The 17,408-nt window shown below is 74.5% G+C and carries 13 protein-coding genes; 9 read left to right on the top strand and 4 right to left on the bottom strand.

All coding sequences use genetic code 11. From position 1 onward, the window contains the following. Positions 1-65 precede the first annotated feature (65 nt). Positions 66-1,301: a S53 family peptidase gene (locus CLV35_RS16210; protein ID WP_231121940.1), complete on the top strand. Its 1,236-nt coding sequence runs from the start codon at positions 66-68 to the stop codon at positions 1,299-1,301. On the opposite strand, the gene CLV35_RS16205 is transcribed toward CLV35_RS16210, so the two are convergent. Both CLV35_RS16205 and CLV35_RS16200 read right to left on the bottom strand, forming a co-directional pair. Beyond that, on the bottom strand, positions 1,288-1,788 hold the full coding sequence (locus tag CLV35_RS16205; RefSeq protein ID WP_121194537.1) for a hypothetical protein: 501 nt from the start codon (positions 1,786-1,788) through the stop codon (positions 1,288-1,290). The genes CLV35_RS16210 and CLV35_RS16205 overlap by 14 nt on opposite strands. Then, positions 1,785-3,137 (bottom strand): glycosyltransferase family protein, encoded by a 1,353-nt coding sequence (locus tag CLV35_RS16200; RefSeq protein ID WP_121194536.1) that lies wholly within the window; start codon positions 3,135-3,137, stop codon positions 1,785-1,787. Before CLV35_RS16200 ends, CLV35_RS16205 begins: the two co-directional genes overlap by 4 nt. A gap of 68 nt (positions 3,138-3,205) precedes the next feature. On the opposite strand from CLV35_RS16200, the gene CLV35_RS16195 reads away from it, so the two are divergent. The 4 genes from CLV35_RS16195 to CLV35_RS16180 are packed head-to-tail and all read left to right on the top strand — an operon-like array spanning position 3,206 to position 8,557. After that, on the top strand, positions 3,206-3,823 hold the full coding sequence (locus CLV35_RS16195; RefSeq protein WP_121194535.1) for an acyltransferase: 618 nt from the start codon (positions 3,206-3,208) through the stop codon (positions 3,821-3,823). Continuing rightward, entirely contained in the window at positions 3,820-4,896 is a 1,077-nt protein-coding gene (locus CLV35_RS16190; protein WP_121194534.1) for a DegT/DnrJ/EryC1/StrS family aminotransferase, read from the top strand. Before CLV35_RS16195 ends, CLV35_RS16190 begins: the two co-directional genes overlap by 4 nt. Beyond that, on the top strand, positions 4,896-5,915 hold the full coding sequence (locus CLV35_RS16185; protein WP_121194533.1) for a Gfo/Idh/MocA family protein: 1,020 nt from the start codon (positions 4,896-4,898) through the stop codon (positions 5,913-5,915). The genes CLV35_RS16190 and CLV35_RS16185 overlap by 1 nt, the downstream gene beginning before the upstream one ends. Further along, positions 5,912-8,557, top strand: coding sequence for an FkbM family methyltransferase (locus CLV35_RS16180; protein ID WP_121194532.1), 2,646 nt, complete (start codon positions 5,912-5,914; stop codon positions 8,555-8,557). The genes CLV35_RS16185 and CLV35_RS16180 overlap by 4 nt, the downstream gene beginning before the upstream one ends. On the opposite strand, the gene wecB is transcribed toward CLV35_RS16180, so the two are convergent. Then, entirely contained in the window at positions 8,554-9,621 is a 1,068-nt protein-coding gene (gene wecB / locus CLV35_RS16175) for a non-hydrolyzing UDP-N-acetylglucosamine 2-epimerase (RefSeq protein ID WP_121194531.1), read from the bottom strand. The genes CLV35_RS16180 and wecB overlap by 4 nt on opposite strands. A gap of 42 nt (positions 9,622-9,663) precedes the next feature. Here wecB and CLV35_RS16170 point away from each other — a divergent pair, with 42 nt between their 5' ends. Continuing rightward, positions 9,664-10,377, top strand: coding sequence for a hypothetical protein (locus CLV35_RS16170; RefSeq protein WP_147431996.1), 714 nt, complete (start codon positions 9,664-9,666; stop codon positions 10,375-10,377). Further along, on the top strand, positions 10,374-11,768 hold the full coding sequence (locus tag CLV35_RS16165; RefSeq protein WP_121194529.1) for a glycosyltransferase family 4 protein: 1,395 nt from the start codon (positions 10,374-10,376) through the stop codon (positions 11,766-11,768). The genes CLV35_RS16170 and CLV35_RS16165 overlap by 4 nt, the downstream gene beginning before the upstream one ends. On the opposite strand, the gene CLV35_RS16160 is transcribed toward CLV35_RS16165, so the two are convergent. Next, on the bottom strand, positions 11,758-13,707 hold the full coding sequence (locus CLV35_RS16160) for a heparinase II/III domain-containing protein (protein ID WP_121194528.1): 1,950 nt from the start codon (positions 13,705-13,707) through the stop codon (positions 11,758-11,760). The two genes, CLV35_RS16165 and CLV35_RS16160, sit on opposite strands and share 11 nt — an antisense overlap. A 116-nt stretch (positions 13,708-13,823) precedes the next feature. On the opposite strand from CLV35_RS16160, the gene CLV35_RS16155 reads away from it, so the two are divergent. Both CLV35_RS16155 and CLV35_RS16150 read left to right on the top strand, forming a co-directional pair. Continuing rightward, the gene (locus CLV35_RS16155) at positions 13,824-15,122 is read left to right on the top strand and encodes a nucleotide sugar dehydrogenase (RefSeq protein WP_121194527.1); all 1,299 of its coding nucleotides are present in this window, start codon (positions 13,824-13,826) and stop codon (positions 15,120-15,122) included. A 127-nt stretch (positions 15,123-15,249) separates the two neighbouring features. Then, positions 15,250-17,397 (top strand): calcium-binding protein, encoded by a 2,148-nt coding sequence (locus CLV35_RS16150; RefSeq protein WP_121194526.1) that lies wholly within the window; start codon positions 15,250-15,252, stop codon positions 17,395-17,397. Positions 17,398-17,408: the final 11 nt, after the last annotated feature.

Raw genomic sequence — 17,408 nt, 5'->3', positions numbered from 1 at the left:
CGTCGCACTGCGCGACACCAGCCGCCCCGCCCGCTCCTGGGCCGGAGCACCTCCCGGAGGTCCCTGTGGCTCGACGCTCCTCGGCTCGTCCTCTGACCGCTCTGCTGCGCCGCCTCGCGCCGGCCGCCGCCGCGGCCGCCCTGGTCGGCGCCGTCGTGGCACCGCCCGCGTCCGCCGCACCCTCGCCGGTCGGCCTCGCGCACCGGTCCCACAAGGTCTGCAGCAGCCCGGCACCCGGGTCCGCCGCCTGCCACGCCCTCCTGCGCGACGACGTCAACGGCAGCGCGCCGGCGTCCCGTGCGCCGGACGGTGCGACGGCGACCCGGCCGTCGGGCTACGGCCCGGCCGACATCCAGTCCGCCTACCGCCTGCCGGCCACCACGGCAGCGACGCCGAGCGGACCGGTCGTCGCCATCGTCGACGCCTACGACGACCCGACGGCGGAGAGCGACCTCGCGACCTACCGCTCGACCTACGGGCTGCCCGCGTGCACGACGGCGAACGGCTGCTTCCGCAAGCTCGACCAGCGCGGCGGGACGTCCTACCCGCGCAGCAACGGAGGGTGGGCGCAGGAGATCTCGCTCGACCTCGACATGGTGAGCGCCACCTGCCCGAACTGCCGGATCCTGCTGGTGGAGGCCTCGTCGGCGTCGTTCACGAACCTGGCGGCGGCGGTCAACACCGCGGCTGCCAAGGGTGCCACCGCCATCAGCAACTCCTACGGCGGCAGCGACAGCGCGTCGAGCAGCGCCTACGACCACCCGGGAATCGCCATCACCGCGTCGACCGGCGACAACGGCTACGCCATCTCCTCGCCCGCGTCCTACCGCTCGGTGGTCGCTGTGGGAGGCACCGCCCTGAGCCGCGCGTCGGGGACCTCGCGCGGGTGGACCGAGAGCGCCTGGACGGGCGCCGGCTCCGGCTGCTCCACGCTGAACGCCAAGCCGGCGTGGCAGACCGCCGCGACGCAGTGCTCGGGCAAGGCGACGGCCGACGTCGCCGCGGTGGCCGACCCCAGCACGGGGGTCGCGGTCTACGACTCGACGAGCTACCAGGGCTACAAGGGCTGGCTGGTGTTCGGCGGCACGAGCGCGTCGTCGCCGATCGTCGCCTCGGTCTACGCCCAGGCGGGCAACCTGTCTGGCTACCCCGCGTCGTGGACGTGGGCGCACGCAGGCGGGCTCTTCGACGTGACCACGGGCAGCAACGGCAGCTGCCCGACCCCGGTGTGGTGCCACGCGGGTGCGGGCTGGGACGGGCCCACCGGGCTCGGCACGCCCAACGGGCTCAGCGCGTTCTGAGGGAGCTCGAGAGCAGCCTGGGCAGCGCCGCGACGCCCGAGAGCGCGGTGAGGTCCGGGCGGCGCCGGGCCAGCAGCCAGACGGCGAGAGCGGCGTCGCGGTCGACAGCGACCGCGACGTCGCACGCGTCGCACAGGCGCCGGGCGTCGAGGTCGCCGCGCACCAGGCGGGCGTAGCCCAGCGACGGGGGTACGCGTGCCGCCGCCGCGCGGGCCAGCCGGTCCCAGCGCCGCTGCAGCCCGCGCACCATGCGCCCCTGCGGCAGGCGGGTGCGTCCCGGCGCCGCCGCCGGGGCGAGGGCGCCCGGCAGCACGACCTCGCCGCCGGTGAGGGCGACCGTCTCGCGCAGCTCGTCGTCGAGGCCCCGCCAGCAGACGACGTCGACGCGCCAGCCGGCGTTGCCGAGGCGCTCGACCGCCTCGAGCAGCGGGCCGCGCACCAGGCGGGGGCCGCCGAGCACCAGCAGCGCGCGCAGCTCGCGGCTCACGCGGACACCGCGCCGTCGGCGGGGGCGGCGCCCTGCGTCACGAGCTCGCGCAGCGCGCTCACCCGCGGCGCCAGCTGCGCCTCGCGCCGGAACTGCCGCGCGTAGGCGACGCACGCCGCACGGGTCTCCTCGCTCGCGCCCACAGCCGCCTCGGCCGCCGCGGCGAGCGCCGCGGCCACGTCGTCCGGTGCGAGCGAGGCGGCGGGGAACCAGAGGGGGTAGCCGCGTACGACCTCGCTGGCCGCGTTGGCCGGGTCGTGCACCGAGACGATCGGGAGGCCGGTGGCGAGGTACTCGTAGACCTTGCCGGAGGTGACGTAGGTGCCCGTGCCGAGCACCAGCAGCAGCGCGTCGAAGCCCTCGTAGACCGACTCGACCTGCGCCTTCGGCACCGGGCCGCGGTAGTCGACGCCGACCGACGCACCGGCCGCGACCGCCGCCTCGACCGCGGGCAGCGGCGCGTTGTGGCCGATGTAGCCGTGCAGCGCGACGGTCGAGCGGGCCAGCAGCTCCGAGCGCTCGCGGCCCACCTGCCAGCCCTCGACCAGCTCGGTGACCGGCACCTGGCGCGAGATCGTGCCGATGTAGCCGAACACGAGCCCGTCGTCGGGGGAGGGTCGACGGGCGACGCCCTCGGCGGCCAGCTCGAGGTCGTAGCCGTTGGCGACGACGTGCAGCTTGTCGGCCAGCGCCGGGTGCTCGGCGGCCTGCCGTGCGCGGATCGGCTCGTTGACGAACCACACCTCGGCGGCGCCCTCGAGCACGCGCGCCTCCCAGCGGCCCTGGCGGGAGTCCGGCGTGTGGAGCACCGCACCGGTGAAGACGTCGAACGACCAGGCGTCGCGGTAGTCGGCGACGAACGGCACGCCGTGGCGCTCGTGCAGGCGCAGGGGAGCGGTGTAGTCGACGTGGGGGTTGGCCGTGGCCACGCACAGGTCGACGGGGTGCTCGGCGTGGATCCGCTCGGCCGCGGCCTCGAGCACGGGGCGCCACGGGCCGTAGGCCGGCTCCGGGAAGCTGCGCTGGTCGAGCGAGCGCCGCAGCTTCGCCCACGCCGGCGGCGAGACCGCGCGCAGCAGCGACCACGAGCGCAGGTCGGGCTCGAGGGCCGGCCACTCGAAGGGCACCCGCTCGACCCGGATGCGCGGGTCGACCAGGGGCTCGAGGGAGGTGTCGACGCCGGTGTAGCGCTCGAAGACCTCGCGCTCGCAGGTGAGGACCGTGACGTCCCAGCCGTCGCGCGCGAAGGCGTTGGCCGTCGCCAGGGCGCGGTAGGTGCCGCCGCTCCTGCACGGCGGGTAGCCCCACGCCACGTACAGCACGTGCGGCGCGCGCGCCCCGAACCCCATGCACCCTCCTGTTAGCCTCGCTGACCGCCAGAACCTCCGGCGCCACACCCTAGGGGAGCCGCTCGCGCATGCCGCACGACGACGTACGCATCCAGCCCAGCGCTGATGTCGACGACCGCGCCTCGATCGGCGCCGGCACCTCGGTGTGGCACCTCGCGCAGGTGCGCGAGGACGCGGTCGTCGGCCGCGACTGCATCATCGGGCGCGGCGCCTACGTCGGCAGCGGCGTACGCATCGGCGACCGCTGCAAGCTGCAGAACCTCGCGCTCGTCTACGAGCCCGCCGTCCTCGAGGACGGCGTGTTCGTCGGGCCGGGCGTGGTGTTCACCAACGACCACTTCCCGCGCTCGGTCGACCCGTCGGGGGCGCTCAAGCGCGCCGACGACTGGCACCCGGTCGGCGTCACCGTGCGCGAGGGTGCGTCGGTCGGCGCGCGGGCCGTGTGCGTGGCGCCCGTGACCGTCGGTCGCTGGGCGATGGTGGCGGCCGGTGCGGTGGTGACGCGCGACGTCCCCGACTTCGCGCTCGTCGCCGGAGTGCCCGCCCGGCGCGTCAAGTGGGTGGGGAAGTCCGGCGAGCCGCTCGAGCGGGCTGTGGACGACCGCTGGCGCGACCCGGTGACGGGGGAGACTTACGTCGAGCTGGACGACCGGCTCGTCGAGGAGAAGGACGAGGAGCACGCATGATCCCCGCAGCGAGGCCGATCATCGGCGACGAGGAGCGCGCCGCCGTCGACCGCGTGCTGGCGTCGGGAGCGCTCGCGCAGGGCACCGAGGTGGCCGCGTTCGAGCAGGAGTTCGGCGAGCAGGTGGTCGGCGGCCGGCACTGCGTCGCGGTCAACAGCGGCACCAGCGGCCAGCACCTCGGGCTGCTCGCCGCGGGGGTCGGCCCCGGCGACGAGGTGATCGTCCCGTCGTTCACCTTCGCGGCGACCGCCAACAGCGTGGCGCTCACCGGCGCGACGCCCGTCTTCGCCGACATCGAGCCGCAGCACTTCTGCCTCGACCCCGCCGCCGTCGAGGCCGCCGTCACCCCGCGCACCAAGGGCGTCATGCCGGTGCACCTCTACGGCCACCCCGCCGACATGACCCGGCTGGGCGCGATCGCAGAGCAGCACGGGCTGCAGGTCTACGAGGACGCTGCCCAGGCGCACGCGGCCGCGTGGGACGGCGCGCCGGTCGGCTCGTTCGGCACCTTCGCGATGTTCAGCCTCTACCCGACCAAGAACATGACCTCCGGCGAGGGCGGCATGGTCTCGTGCGAGGGCGACGTCGAGCGCCGGGTCCGGCTGCTGCGCAACCAGGGCATGGACAAGCAGTACGAGAACGAGCTGGTCGGCCTCAACAACCGCATGACCAACATCCACGCGGCCATCGGGCGCGTGCAGCTCACCAAGCTCGCCGGCTGGACGGCCCAGCGCCAGGCCAACGCGGCGTTCTTCGACGCCCACCTCGAGGGCGTGACCACCCCGCCCGTGGCGCCGCAGGCGACGCACGTCTACCACCAGTACACGATCCGGGTCGAGGGCGACCGCGACCGGTTCGCCACCGCGCTGCGCGAGGAGCACGGCGTCGGCTGCGGGGTCTACTACCCGATCCCCAACCACCGGCTGCCCTCGTTCGCGCTCGACCTCGACCTGCCCGAGACCGAGCGGGCCGCGCGCGAGGTGCTCTCGATCCCCGTGCACCCCTCGCTGACCCAGGCCGACCTCGAGACGATCGTCACCGCGGTCAACGCCTGCGCGAAGGCCGGCGCCTGATGGCCAGGCCCGCCACCGGCACGCTGCGCGCAGGGCTCATCGGCCTCGGCATGATGGGCCGCCACCACGCTCGCGTGCTGCGCTCGTCCGAGGGCGTCGAGCTCGTGGCGGTGGCCGACCCGGGCGGCGACCCGCACGGCGTCGCGGGCGAGCTGGAGGTGCTCGCCAGCGTCGAGGCGCTGATCGAGGTCGGCATCGACATGTGCGTCGTCGCGGTCCCCACCCGCTTCCACGAGCCCGTGGCGCTGGCGCTCGCCGCCGCCGGGGTGCACACGCTGGTGGAGAAGCCGCTGGCCTCCGACATCGACGCGGCCAAGCGCATCGCGGCCGCCTTCGAGGACGCCGACCTGATCGGCGCGGTCGGCCACATCGAGCGCTACAACCCGGCCCTGCAGAGCCTGCGCGCACGGCTGCGCGAGGGCGAGCTGGGCGCGGTCTACCAGGTCGCGACCCGGCGGCAGGGCCCGTTCCCCAACCGCATCGCCGACGTCGGCGTGGTCAAGGACCTCGCCACCCACGACATCGACCTGACCGCCTGGGTGACCGGCAGCGAGTTCCGCAGCGTGTCGGCGCGCACCGCCTACAAGAGCGGCCGTGAGCACGAGGACCTCGTCACGGCGGTCGGCCAGCTCGCCGACGGCACGGTGACCAACCACCTGGTCAACTGGCTCTCGCCGATGAAGGAGCGCGTCACGATCGTGACCGGCGAGAAGGGCGCGTTCGTCGCCGACACCCTCACGGCCGACCTCACGTTCTTCGCCAACGGGACCATGCCCACGGCGTGGGACTCCATCGCGAAGTTCCGCGGCGTGAGCGAGGGCGACGTCGTGCGCTTCGCCATCGCCAAGCCCGAGCCGCTGGTGACCGAGCACCGGGCCTTCGCCGACGCCGTGCGCGCCGGCGACGCCGGGGCGGCCGACATCGTGACGATGCGCCAGGGGCTGGCCGTGGTCGCCGTCGCCGAGTCGATGCTGCGCTCGGCCGACAGCGGCGAGACCGTGGCGGTGCCGCAGGTATGACCGCCGTCCCCGCCCTGCTGTCCAGGGGCAAGCGCACCGTCATGGACGCGCTGCCGAAGCCGGCCCGCACCCGCCTGCGCCTCGTGCGCAAGGCGCTGCTCGGCCCGCTGCCCCCGCCGCCCAAGCCGGCGCCGCCGCCCCCGCCGCCCAAGCCGCCGGCCCCGCCTCGCCCGCGCGAGGTGACGATGCACGTGCCGGTGCGCCCTGGCGACGAGCAGCCGGTCGTGCTGCGCGAGCTCCGGATGACCGCGCCGGCCGAGAAGTTCGTGCCCAAGGTCCTCCAGCGCGAGGACCTCGCTGGCTACGAGGCCTCGAGCTTCCCGCACTTCCTCGCCGCGCTCTCCGAGGCGCCGGCCGGTGCGGTGCTCGACATCGGGCTCAACGTCGGCCCCTACGCGCTGCTGGCGCGATCGTGCAGCGAGCGCGAGGTCGTCGGGTTCGAGCCGACGCCCGACCTCGCCCGCATCGCCCGGGTCACCGGCGCCCGCAACGGGCTGCCCTACCTCGTCGAGGAGGTCGCGCTCGGCGACGCCGAGGGCACCGCGCAGCTCTACCTCTCCGACACCAGCGACAGCAGCAACTCGCTGAACCCCGACTTCCGTCCCAACCACACCTCGATCGAGGTGCCGCTCGAGACCCTCGACGCGTGGGTCGCGCGCACGGGCGTGGTGCCGGGGCTGCTCAAGGTCGACACCGAGACGACCGAGCCGGCCGTGCTGCGCGGCGCCGCCCGCACCGTCGCCGAGCACCGGCCGTGGGTCTTCTGCGAGGTGCTGCACGGGCGCGGCGAGGAGGAGCTGACCCGGGCGATCGCCGACTGGGGCTACACCTGGTACCACCTCACCGGCCCCGGCCCGCTCGAGCCCGCCGCCGAGATCGTGGGCGACAAGCAGATGGAGCACTTCATGTGGCTGTTCGTGCCCGAGCCCCTGTCGGCCGGGCACTGGGAGCTCGCGGACGCCTGGCGCCGGGCGCTCGACGCCACCCGCGACGCCCCCCCGCCCGTGAGCCAGCAGCCCGGAAGCCAGCAGCCGCAGCACGTCGTCATGCTCGTGAGCAACGACGTGTCGACCGACACGCGGGTCAAGAAGGTCGCGCTCGCGGTCGCCCGCATGGGCCTGCGGGTGACGGTCCTGGGCATCACCGGCGAGCCGGAGCCGGTCGTCACCGCGCTGGGCCCGGTCACCGTCGTGCGCGTGCCGGTCGACTACCGGCTGCGCGAGGCGCGCCGCACGCGCCGCGAGTCGGCCCGGCGCTGGCGCCCGCCGCTGGGCTACCCCGACCGCGAGGCCCGGCTCACCGCGTGGGCGCGCGTCCGCGTCACGGCGCGGCGCGGCCGCTCGGCCGCCGGACGGCTCAAGCAGGCCCGCGCGCAGGGCGAGCGGCCGGTCGCTCTGGCGGCGCAGTCCTACGCGCTGCGGGCGACCGTCATCGGCCGCGGCACCGCGGTGAAGGCCCGCTCAAAGGCCGGCAGCGAGCTCGACCGCGCCCTGAAGAAGGGCTGGCGGGTCTGGGACGGCGCCTGGCACCGCACCGCGGTCGGCGCGTCCTGGCGCCGGCTGCTGCCCGAGGTCGGCGACTACGAGCTGGCCATGGGTCCGGTGCTCGACCTGCTGGGCGCCGACCTCGTGCACGCCCACGACGTGCAGGTGGTCGGCATCGCCGCCGACGCGAGCTCGCGCGCACTGCTCGCCGCCCGGCCGCGGCGAGTGCCCTGGCTCTACGACGCCCACGAGTACGTCCGCGGCCTGTCCCAGTACGGCGGCCGCACCCGCCGCGTGGTCGCCGCCTGGGCCGACCTCGAGGCCGAGTTCGTGCGCAGCGCCGCGCGCGTCATCACGGTGTCGGAGCCCATCGCCGACCAGCTGGTGGCCGACTACGGCCTCGAGCAGCGGCCGGCGGTCGTGCTCAACATCCCCTCGACCGGCGCCGCCTCCCGCCGGGGCGGGGCGTCGCTGCGGGCGGCGTGCGGTCTCGGTGACGAGGTGCCGCTGCTGGTCTACAGCGGCGGCGTGACGAAGGCGCGCGGGGTCGACACCGCGATCGCCGCGCTGCGCGAGCTGCCGGGGGTGCACCTGGCGGTCAACTGCGTGCCCCACAGCCGCACCGTCTACGTCGAGCGGCTGCGCGAGCAGGCGCAGGAGCAGGGCGTGGCCGACCGCGTGCACTTCGTCGACCCGGTCGCCCCGGGCGAGGTCGTCGGCTTCCTGTCGAGCGCCGACGTCGGGCTGGTGCCGATCCTGCACTACCCGAGCCACGAGATGGCCATGACCAACAAGCTGTTCGAGTACATCCTCGCCGGGCTGCCGCTGTGCGTGAGCGACGTCCGCACGCAGGCCGAGTTCGTGACCTCCCGGGGGCTCGGCACCGTGCACCGCGCCGAGGACCCGGCCGACCTGGCGCGGGCAGCGCGCGAGGCGCTCGACCGGCGCGCCGAGCTGCGGGCCGCGGTCGCCGAGCCCGCCCTGCGGGCGGAGTTCTCGTGGGCGGGGCAGGAGGCGCACATCGCCGAGGTCTACTCGCAGGTCCTCGGCGTGCCGCTCACGCTGTCGGGCGACGACTTCGACGAGGGTGTGGCCGAGCGCCGGCTGAGCCCGAGCGAGAGCGGGCTCGCCGACGTGCTCTTCCCGACGGAGTCCTAGGCGCCGAGCCGCGCCTCGAGCGCGGCAACCACCTGGCGGGCGGCGTCGCCGGTGCCGTAGGGCGCGGCGTCGGTGTCGGCCGGTCTGGGGCGGGTGACGGCCTCGGCGACGCCGGTGAGGTCGCCGCGCAGCACGTTCCAGCCGAGCTCGACGGTCTCGACCCACTCGGTCTCGGTGCGCAGCGTGGTGCACGGCACCCGCAGGAGGAACGCCTCCTTCTGCAGCCCGCCCGAGTCGGTCACGACCCCGGCAGAGGCGGCAGCGGCGGCGACCATCGCCGGATAGGGCAGCGGCGCCGTCGGGTGCAGCGAGCCGGTGCGCAGCTCGAGCCCGAGCGTGGCCGCGCGGGCCACCAGCCGCGGGTGGGCCAGCAGCACCACGGGCATCGGCAGGCCCGAGAGCTGCTCGACGACGGCGCGCAGCCGCGTCTCGTCGTCGGTGTTCTCGGCGCGGTGGATGGTGGCGAGCAGGTAGGGCTCAGCCGGGGACACGCCCCCGGGCAGCTCGGGCGCGCGCCCGGCCACCGCGTCGCGCACGGTGAAGAGCACGTCGGTCATGACGTCGCCGACCAGCACGGTGCGCTCCGCCAGCCCTTCGGCGGCCAGGTGGTCGACCGCGACCGCGGTCGGCGCGAGCAGCAGGTCGGCCGCGTGGTCGGTGAGCACGCGGTTGTGCTCCTCGGGCATCCGCCGGTTGAACGAGCGCAGCCCCGCTTCGAGGTGGGCCACCGGCAGGTGCAGCTTGACCGCCGACAGCGTGCCCGCGAGCGTGGAGTTGGTGTCGCCGTAGACCAGCACCCAGTCGGGCCGGTGCTCGTCGAGCACGGCGTCCATCGCGGCGAGGATGGCGCCGGTCTGCACGCCGTGGGAGCCGGACCCGACGCCCAGGTGCACGTCGGGCGCGGGGATCTGCAGGTCCTCGAAGAACACGTCCGACATCACCGCGTCGTAGTGCTGCCCGGTGTGGACGATGACGTGCTGGTGGCCGGTGCCGGCGAACGCGCGGGCCACGGGGGCGAGCTTGACGAACTGCGGGCGGGCACCGACGACGCTGAGCACCTTCATGGCAGCGACCCTAGGGGACGCCCGCCCGGTAGCCTGCCGGGCGTGCCCGACCCCTCGCCCGAGAGCCCCATGCTGGCGACCGCCGAGCTGGCGCGCCGGCTGCGCGAGACCGAGGCCGAGCTGGCCCGCACCGCCGCGCGCCTGCGCCGGCTGGAGAGCTCCACCGCGGTGCAGGTCGCCCAGGTGCTCATCGCCGGCGCCAAGGACCCGCGCCGCGCGCCGCTGACCGTGCCGCGCGAGCTGGTCGGCCTCGGCCGCCGGTGGCGCGCCCGCGGCGCGCGCCGCACCGCGACGCCGCTCGACCCGCCGCCTCCGCCACCCGTGCCCGCCGCCGCGGGCGACCAGCTCGGCGCCCGCCTGCTCGAGGGGTACGCGCGGGTGGCCGTGCCGCGTACCCGCCCGGTGGTCGCCGGCATCCTGGCGCAGGAGAGCGCCGACCTGCTGCGCCCGGCGGTGCACCTCACGCGCCTGCGCCCCGACGACGCCGAGGCGGTGCTCGGCGCCGTCGCGCCCGAGGTGCTGCTCGTCGACGCCGGCGCCGCGGTGCTCGGCCCGTGGGCGCACCTCGGCACCTTCGCTGCGCCGGAGCGGGACCGTACGCTGCTCGCCCTCCTCCGCGCGGCCTCGGCAGGCGGCGCGACCACCGTGCTGTGGGCCTCGACCGGCTGGGACGAGCTCGCGCCGCTGTTCGACCGCGTCGTCGCCAGCGAGGACCCCGCGGAGCTCCTGGCCGTGCTCGAGCAGGCGGCGTCGTGAGGCGGCAGGGCCTGCGCGCGGTCGTCCGCGACGCGCCGCAGCAGCTGACGGCAGCGCTGCAGGCGTGCGGCGTCGAGCTGGTGGAGCAGGTGGCGGACGCCGACCTCGTCCTGAGCCCCCGCGCGCTCGAGGGCAGCGAGGGCAGGCTGTGGCTGCTGGCGAGCGACCTGCCCGGTCCGCTCGAGCTGCTCGCTGCCCCGCCAGGGCACGTCGCGGCCGCGGCGGCCCATGCCCGCTGGGTCGTCTCGCCCGACGAGCGCACCCGCGGCCTGCTCGACGCGGGTGTCCCGGACGCGGCCAAGCGCGGCGTCGTCCTGCCGTGGGACGCGCCCGCCGAGGTGCTGCAGACCGCCGTCGAGGCGCTGCTCGCGCGCAGCTTCCCCGCCCACCAGGGCGCGGGAGGGCGCCGCAAGCTGGTCGTCGCCGGCCACGCGCTGCACTTCCTCGACGCCCTGCTGGAGGACTGGCGCTCGGACCCGGCGCTCGAGGTGCGGGTCGACTCCGTCCCGTCGTTCGCCCGCCACGACCAGGAGGTCAGCCGCGCGCTGGCCGAGTGGGCCGACGTGGTGGTGTGCGAGTGGGCGAGCCCGGTGGCCGCGTTCTACAGCACCCACAAGCGGTCCGGCAGCCGGCTGGTCGTGCGGCTGCACCGCGCCGAGCTCTACTCCGAGTGGTGGAAGGCGATCGACATCGACGCCGTCGACGCCGTGGTCTGCGTGAGCGGGCACTACGCCCGGCTCACCCGCGAGACCACCGGCTGGCCGGCCGAGAAGGTCACGGTCGTGCCCAACTACGTCGACGCGACGGTGCTCGCCCGGCACAAGCTGCCCGGCGCCGAGTTCGCGCTCGGGCTCATGGGCGCGGTGCCCCGCCGCAAGCGGCTCGACCTCGCGCTCGACGTCGTCGAGCGCCTGCGGAGCCGGGACCCCCGCTTCACCCTGTTCGTGAAGTCGCGGCCGGTGTGGGACGTGCCCTACGCCTGGCGCGACGAGCAGGAGCGGGCGGCGTTCGACGCGGCGCTCCACCGCGTACGCCGCAGCCCGCTGCTCGCTGACGGCGTCGTCTTCGACGCCTACGGCAGCGACGTGGGCGCGTGGCTGCGCAAGATCGGCTGGATGCTCTCGACCAGCGACGACGAGAGCTTCCACCTGGCGCCGGCCGAGACGATGGCCAGCGGCGGGGTGCCGGTGCTGCGCGACTGGGCGGGCGTCGAGACGATCTACGACCCGCGCTGGGTGCAGGGCGACCCCGACGCGATGGCGCGCACCATCGCCGACGCCGTCGAGGCCGGCACCTGGCCCCAGCTGGCCGCCGAGGCGCAGGGCCAGGCGCTCGCCCGCTTCGACGTGCGGGTGGTCGCGGCCGAGTTCGCGCGGCTCATCAGCGGCTGAGCTGCCCCGTCGCCGAGAGGTGGGCGACGGTGGCCTCGCCGCCGACGCTCACCGCGACGTCCCAGCCGCCGGCCGGGCTCGCAACCGCCGAGGTCTCGACGGCAGCACCCGCAGCCGCCGGCACCACGGCGGTGAGGATCGTCGCCCGCGCGCCGGTGGCCGCGACGTCGACCGTGCTCACCTTCTCGTGGACGTAGAACTCCGGCGAGATCCAGCCCTGCAGCGGCTTGGTCGAGCCGCGGGTGATCGTGACGCGGGGGGCCGCGGCGCCCGGCAGCACGATCGGCACGACCGAGACCTGCGTGTCGCCGCTCACCGCGCTGGCCCGCCCGCCGGCCACCGTCGCCGCGAACTGCGGGCCCAGGTGCCAGAGCTGGTCGTACCGGTGGCGGGTCGCCGAGGTCAGCGTGTCAGCGACGAGCATCACGTCCTGCTGCGGCGGGAGGACCGCGAGCACGCTGCGCTGGCGGGTCACGCCCGCGTAGGCGGTGTCGGAGACGGTGTAGGCGTCGCCCGCGTCGGACTGCACGCTCGAGGTGAGCTTCGTCGCGGCGAGCCGGTCGAACGGCGCGGTCGCGGTGACGACGTTGTGGGCCTGCGGCGAGAGGATGTAGTCGCGGTAGGCGCCCTTGGCGTAGCCCGGGTGCCCGCCGTCGGCGAGCACCTGCTTCCCGCGCGCCCAGTAGGTCACCGAGGTGTGGTCGTCGTGGCCGTGGAAGATGCGGCCCTTGCCGAAGCGCAGCGAGTAGAACGACTCCTGCGCGAACGGCCGGTCGACGCCCCAGCCGCTGCGCCCGAAGACGTAGCCGCCGATGCTGCCGTTGTAGACCCCGACGCGCTGCGTGGGCACCGGCCCCGAGGCGCCCTGCGTCGCCGCGTACTCCGCGACCGTGCCGTAGATCGGGCGGCTGACGGCCTCGGTGTCGCCGAGCTGCTCCTGCCTGCCGTCGGGCCGGTGAGAGGCGGCGATGAACTCGACGGCCTTCTGGAGGCGGGTCGAGACGCCGGTCTGCGAGAGCCCGCCGCAGCTGTTGAGGCGGTCGAGCGTCTTGGTCCAGAGCCCGAAGTTGTAGGCGCTGTAGCCGGGGGCCTGCTCGTTGTCGACGCCCTGGGCGTCGTAGACCAGCGCGGCGTGCTTGTCGATGCGCCGGACCGCGACGGAGTACCAGTCGCGCCGCCCGAGGGCGCAGGCCGCACCGAGCACGCCCAGGCTCTGGTCGAGCCCGATGTTGTTGGCGCCCTTCCAACGCGGCCAGCGGGCCGGCGGCTTCCAGGTCTTGTAGACGAAGGTCTCGCGGTCCGAGACCGGCGAGGTGGTGCGGCCGACGAAGAACTTCACGTGCCGGGCGATGGCGGTGTCGAGCCACGGCTGGCCGCCGACCTTCTCGCGCAGGCAGAGCAGGAACTGCAGGCGGTGCGCTGCACCGGAGACCGGGGCCTGGGCGGCGCTGCGCGGGTCGGTCTGCTCCCAGCGCGGGTTGTCGCGGATCCAGTCCTGGGTCACGAGGGCGGCGCGGGCGTACTGCGCCTGCTTCTGCTCGGCGGTGTACGCGTGACCGTGCGGCCCGACGCCGGGCGCGTTGTCGTGCGTGGCGGAGAGCAGCGGGCCGAGCCACTTGAGCGAGGCGAGCCAGGTCTGGCCGGAGACGCCCAGCGCCGGCTGGCGCCAGGTGATGTCGCCGTGGCCGTTGCCGACCTTGCGCGCGGGCAGGCCCGGCGCCTTGAAGCGGTCGGCCATGACGAAGGAGACGATGTCGGCCTTGGCGCTGCCGAGGATCTTGGGGTTGTCGAGCCCGGAGAAGCCGGTGCACGCGAAGGTGCCCAGCGCGGAGCTCGCGACGGCGGCGGAGGCGGGGGAGGAGGTCGCGGGGACGACCAGGGAGGCGACCCCGAGCAGGGGCGCGAGAGCGGCGACGGCACGGCGGAGGGGGCGTCTCACCCGTCCATCTTCGGTGCTCCGGCGGGGTCGGTTGAGCCGGAAGGGTGACGGCTGCGTCACACGGCTCGGATAGCCTGTCGCGTCCGCCCGTGTCGCCTGGTCTGGAGCGCTCTGAAGTGAAGGTCTGCGTCGTCGCACTCGGCAAGATCGGCCTGCCCCTCGCCGTGCAGTTCGCGTCCAAGGGCCACACCGTGGTCGGGGCCGACGTCAGCACCCGCGCGGTCGAGCTGGTCAACGCCGGCCAGGAGCCGTTCCCCGGCGAGGCGTTCCTCGCCGAGAAGCTGAAGGCCGCGGTCGACGCGGGCCTCCTGCGCGCGACCACCGACACGGCCGCCGCCGTTGCGGAGAGCGAGGCGGTCGTCGTCGTCGTGCCGCTGTTCGTCGACGCCGAGGGCGTCCCCGACTTCGGCTGGATGGACGACGCGACCCAGTCCATCGCCCGCGGGCTCAAGCCCGGGACCCTGGTGTCCTACGAGACGACGCTGCCGGTCGGCACCACCCGCACCCGGTTCGCCCCGATGCTCGAGGAGGGCTCGGGCCTGGTGGCCGACGGCTCGGCCGCGGGCTTCTCGCTCGTCTTCAGCCCCGAGCGGGTGCTCACCGGGCGGGTCTTCCAGGACCTGCGCCGCTACCCCAAGCTGGTCGGCGGCATCGACGAGGCGAGCGCCGCGCGGGGGGTGGCGTTCTACGAGGCCGTGCTCGACTTCGACGAGCGGCCCGACCTCGCCACGCCGAACGGCGTCTGGGACCTCGGCTCGTCCGAGGCCTCCGAGCTCGCCAAGCTGGCCGAGACCACCTACCGCGACGTCAACATCGGGCTGGCCAACCAGTTCGCGCGCTTCGCCGGCGACAACGGCATCGACGTCATGAAGGTCATCGAGGCCTCGAACTCCCAGCCCTACAGCCACATCCACTCGCCGGGCATCGCCGTCGGCGGGCACTGCATCCCGATCTACCCGCGCATGTACCTCTGGAACGACCCGGCCGCCACGGTCGTGCGCGCGGCCCGCGAGGCCAACGCCGGCATGCCCGACTACGCGGTCGCGCTGCTCGAGGGCGCCTACGGCGAGCTGACCGGCGCCCGCGTCGCGGTGCTGGGGGCTGCGTACCGCGGCGGGGTCAAGGAGACCGCCTTCAGCGGCGTCTTCCCGACCGTCGCCGCGCTCGAGGCGCGCGGGGCGCAGGTCTCGGTGCAGGACCCGATGTACACCGACGAGGAGCTCGAGGGGCTCGGCTTCACCGCCTACCACTTCGGCGAGCCGGTCGACGCGGCGGTCGTGCAGGCCGACCACGCCGACTACCGCACGATCGGCTCGGACGACCTGCCCGGCGTCACGGTGCTGGTCGACGGGCGCCGGGTCACCGACGCCGCACGCTTCCCCGGCGTCGCACGGCGGGTCATCGGCGCCAGCTAGCGACCGGCGCCGGCTGGAAGAGGGGTGCTGGCCACACCCCCGACGGCAAGCCAGCACCGTGGGCGCGGGCCGCGTCCCTCGGCAGAGTTCGAGCACCGACCTCGAACCTCACCGAAGGACACTCCCGATGGACCTCCGCCTCGCCCTCGGCGCGACCGTGGGCACGCTGACGCTGCTCACGGCGGCGCCCGCGTACGCCGCCACGCCCTCCGCGCCGACACCTTCCTCGACGACCCCGGCCACCTGCCAGGGCAAGACCGTCACCATCCTCGGCACCGCCGCGGGCGAGACGATCACCGGCACCGCCGGGAACGACGTCATCGACGCCGGCGCCGGCGACGACGTGATCGACGCGCTCGGCGGCAACGACACGATCTGCGGGGGTGACGGCAAGGACACCGTCTCCTACAGCGGCGCGCCCGGAGCGGTGACCGCGAACCTCGCCACCGGCACGGCCACCGGCTACGGCACCGACACGCTCTCGACGGTCGAGAACCTCACCGGCAGCACCTACGCCGACACGCTGACCGGGGACGGCTACAGCAACGTGCTCAAGGGCGGCTCCGGCAACGACAGGATCGACGGCGCCGGCGGCTACGACACCTGCGACGCCTACACCGGCACCGACTCGATGAACGCCTGCGAGGACGTGAAGGCCGGCACCGAGGCCTCCGGCGCGCTCGACACCGCGACGTTCTCGATGGGCTCGGGCACCGCGTTCTTCATGGACAACCTCAACACCTCGACGACCACGACCCAGAAGCTCACGTGGACGATGAAGAACGGCACCGCGGTGCAGATCCCGGCCGGCACGCCCGTCGGAGCGAACAACGCCGGGCCGTTCACGGGCATCGGCGGCACCTACACCGTGACGATGAGCGGCTCGGTCGCCGGCACCCACCACTTCCGCGTCGTGCAGCCCAAGACCCAGACCTTCACCTACGCGGTCGGCACCACGGTCTCGGCCGACAAGCCCACGACGGGCCAGGGCCGCATCGAGGGCCCCCAGGACACCGACGTCTACACCTTCACCGGCAAGGCCGGCGAGAAGACCTTCTTCGACGTCGTCTCCGACACCACCGGCGGCTGGGCCCAGGCCACGCTCACCTCGCCCACGGGCACCCAGCTCTTCAGCCGCTACCTCTCCGACTACGGCGCTGTCGTGCTGCCGACAGCGGGCACCTACACCCTCAAGGTGCACTCGCCGGCGGGCGACGACCACACCGGCACCTACGGCTTCCGGATCGTCGACGTCCCGGCGGCGCAGAAGTTCGCCTACTCGCTCGGCTCGACGATCTCCAACGGCGTGCCGGGCGCCGGTGCCGGCAACCTCGAGGCCATCGGCTCGGAGGACGACTACACCTTCACCGGCACGGCCGGCCAGCAGGTCTACCTCGACGCGCTGACCGACGGGACCGCCGGCTACGCCCGCGCCGTCCTCGCCGCCCCCTCCGGCGCGACGGTGTTCGACCGCTACATCGGCAGCGACAGCCCGGTCGTCACGCTGCCGGCAGCGGGCACGTACACGCTCAAGGTCCTGACGAGCGCGAGCGACAGCCACACGGGCACCTACAGCCTGGCGCTGCGCCCGGCCGTCTCGGCGCCGCAGGTCTTCGCCTACACCCTCGGGCGCACCGTCTCGAAGGACGAGCCGGCCACCGGCGCGGGCAACCTCGAGGGCGTCGGCTCCGAGGACGACTACACCTTCTCGGGCACCGCGGGCGACGTGCTCTTCTACGACGTGCTCGCCGACGCCACGCAGGGGTACGCGACGGTCACCCTCGTCGACCCCAAGGGCACGACGGTCTACACCGGCTGGAGCTACACCGACCGCGGCGGCATCACGCTGCCCACGACCGGCGGCTACACGCTGAAGGTCAAGACGAGCGACACGGTGCACCTGGGCACCTACAGCTTCCGGCTGCTCAAGGTCGCCGCGCCGCAGAAGTTCTCGATCTCCGTCGGCCAGTCGGTCTCCAACGGCGTGCCGGCCGCCGGTGCAGGCAACCTCGAGGGCGTGGGCTCCGCCGACGTCTACACCTTCACGGGCACGGCCGGGACGGCGCTGAAGTACCACATGACCAGCGACGCGACCTCCGACTACGGCTACGCGACGCTCAGGGCGCCCGACGGCAGCACCGTGCTCGGCACCTACATCGGCACCGACAGCAGCGTGAAGCCCCTGCCGGTCACCGGCACCTACACGCTGACCGTCGCGGCCGGCACCAACGACACCCACACCGGCACCTACGGGTTCGTCCTGCAGAAGAGCTAGCACGGCAGGAT

This window comes from Motilibacter peucedani, assembly GCF_003634695.1.
Lineage (GTDB): Bacteria > Actinomycetota > Actinomycetes > Motilibacterales > Motilibacteraceae > Motilibacter > Motilibacter peucedani.
Note: the sequence above shows the minus strand (reverse complement) of the source record. Positions and strands in the feature narration are given on the sequence as shown.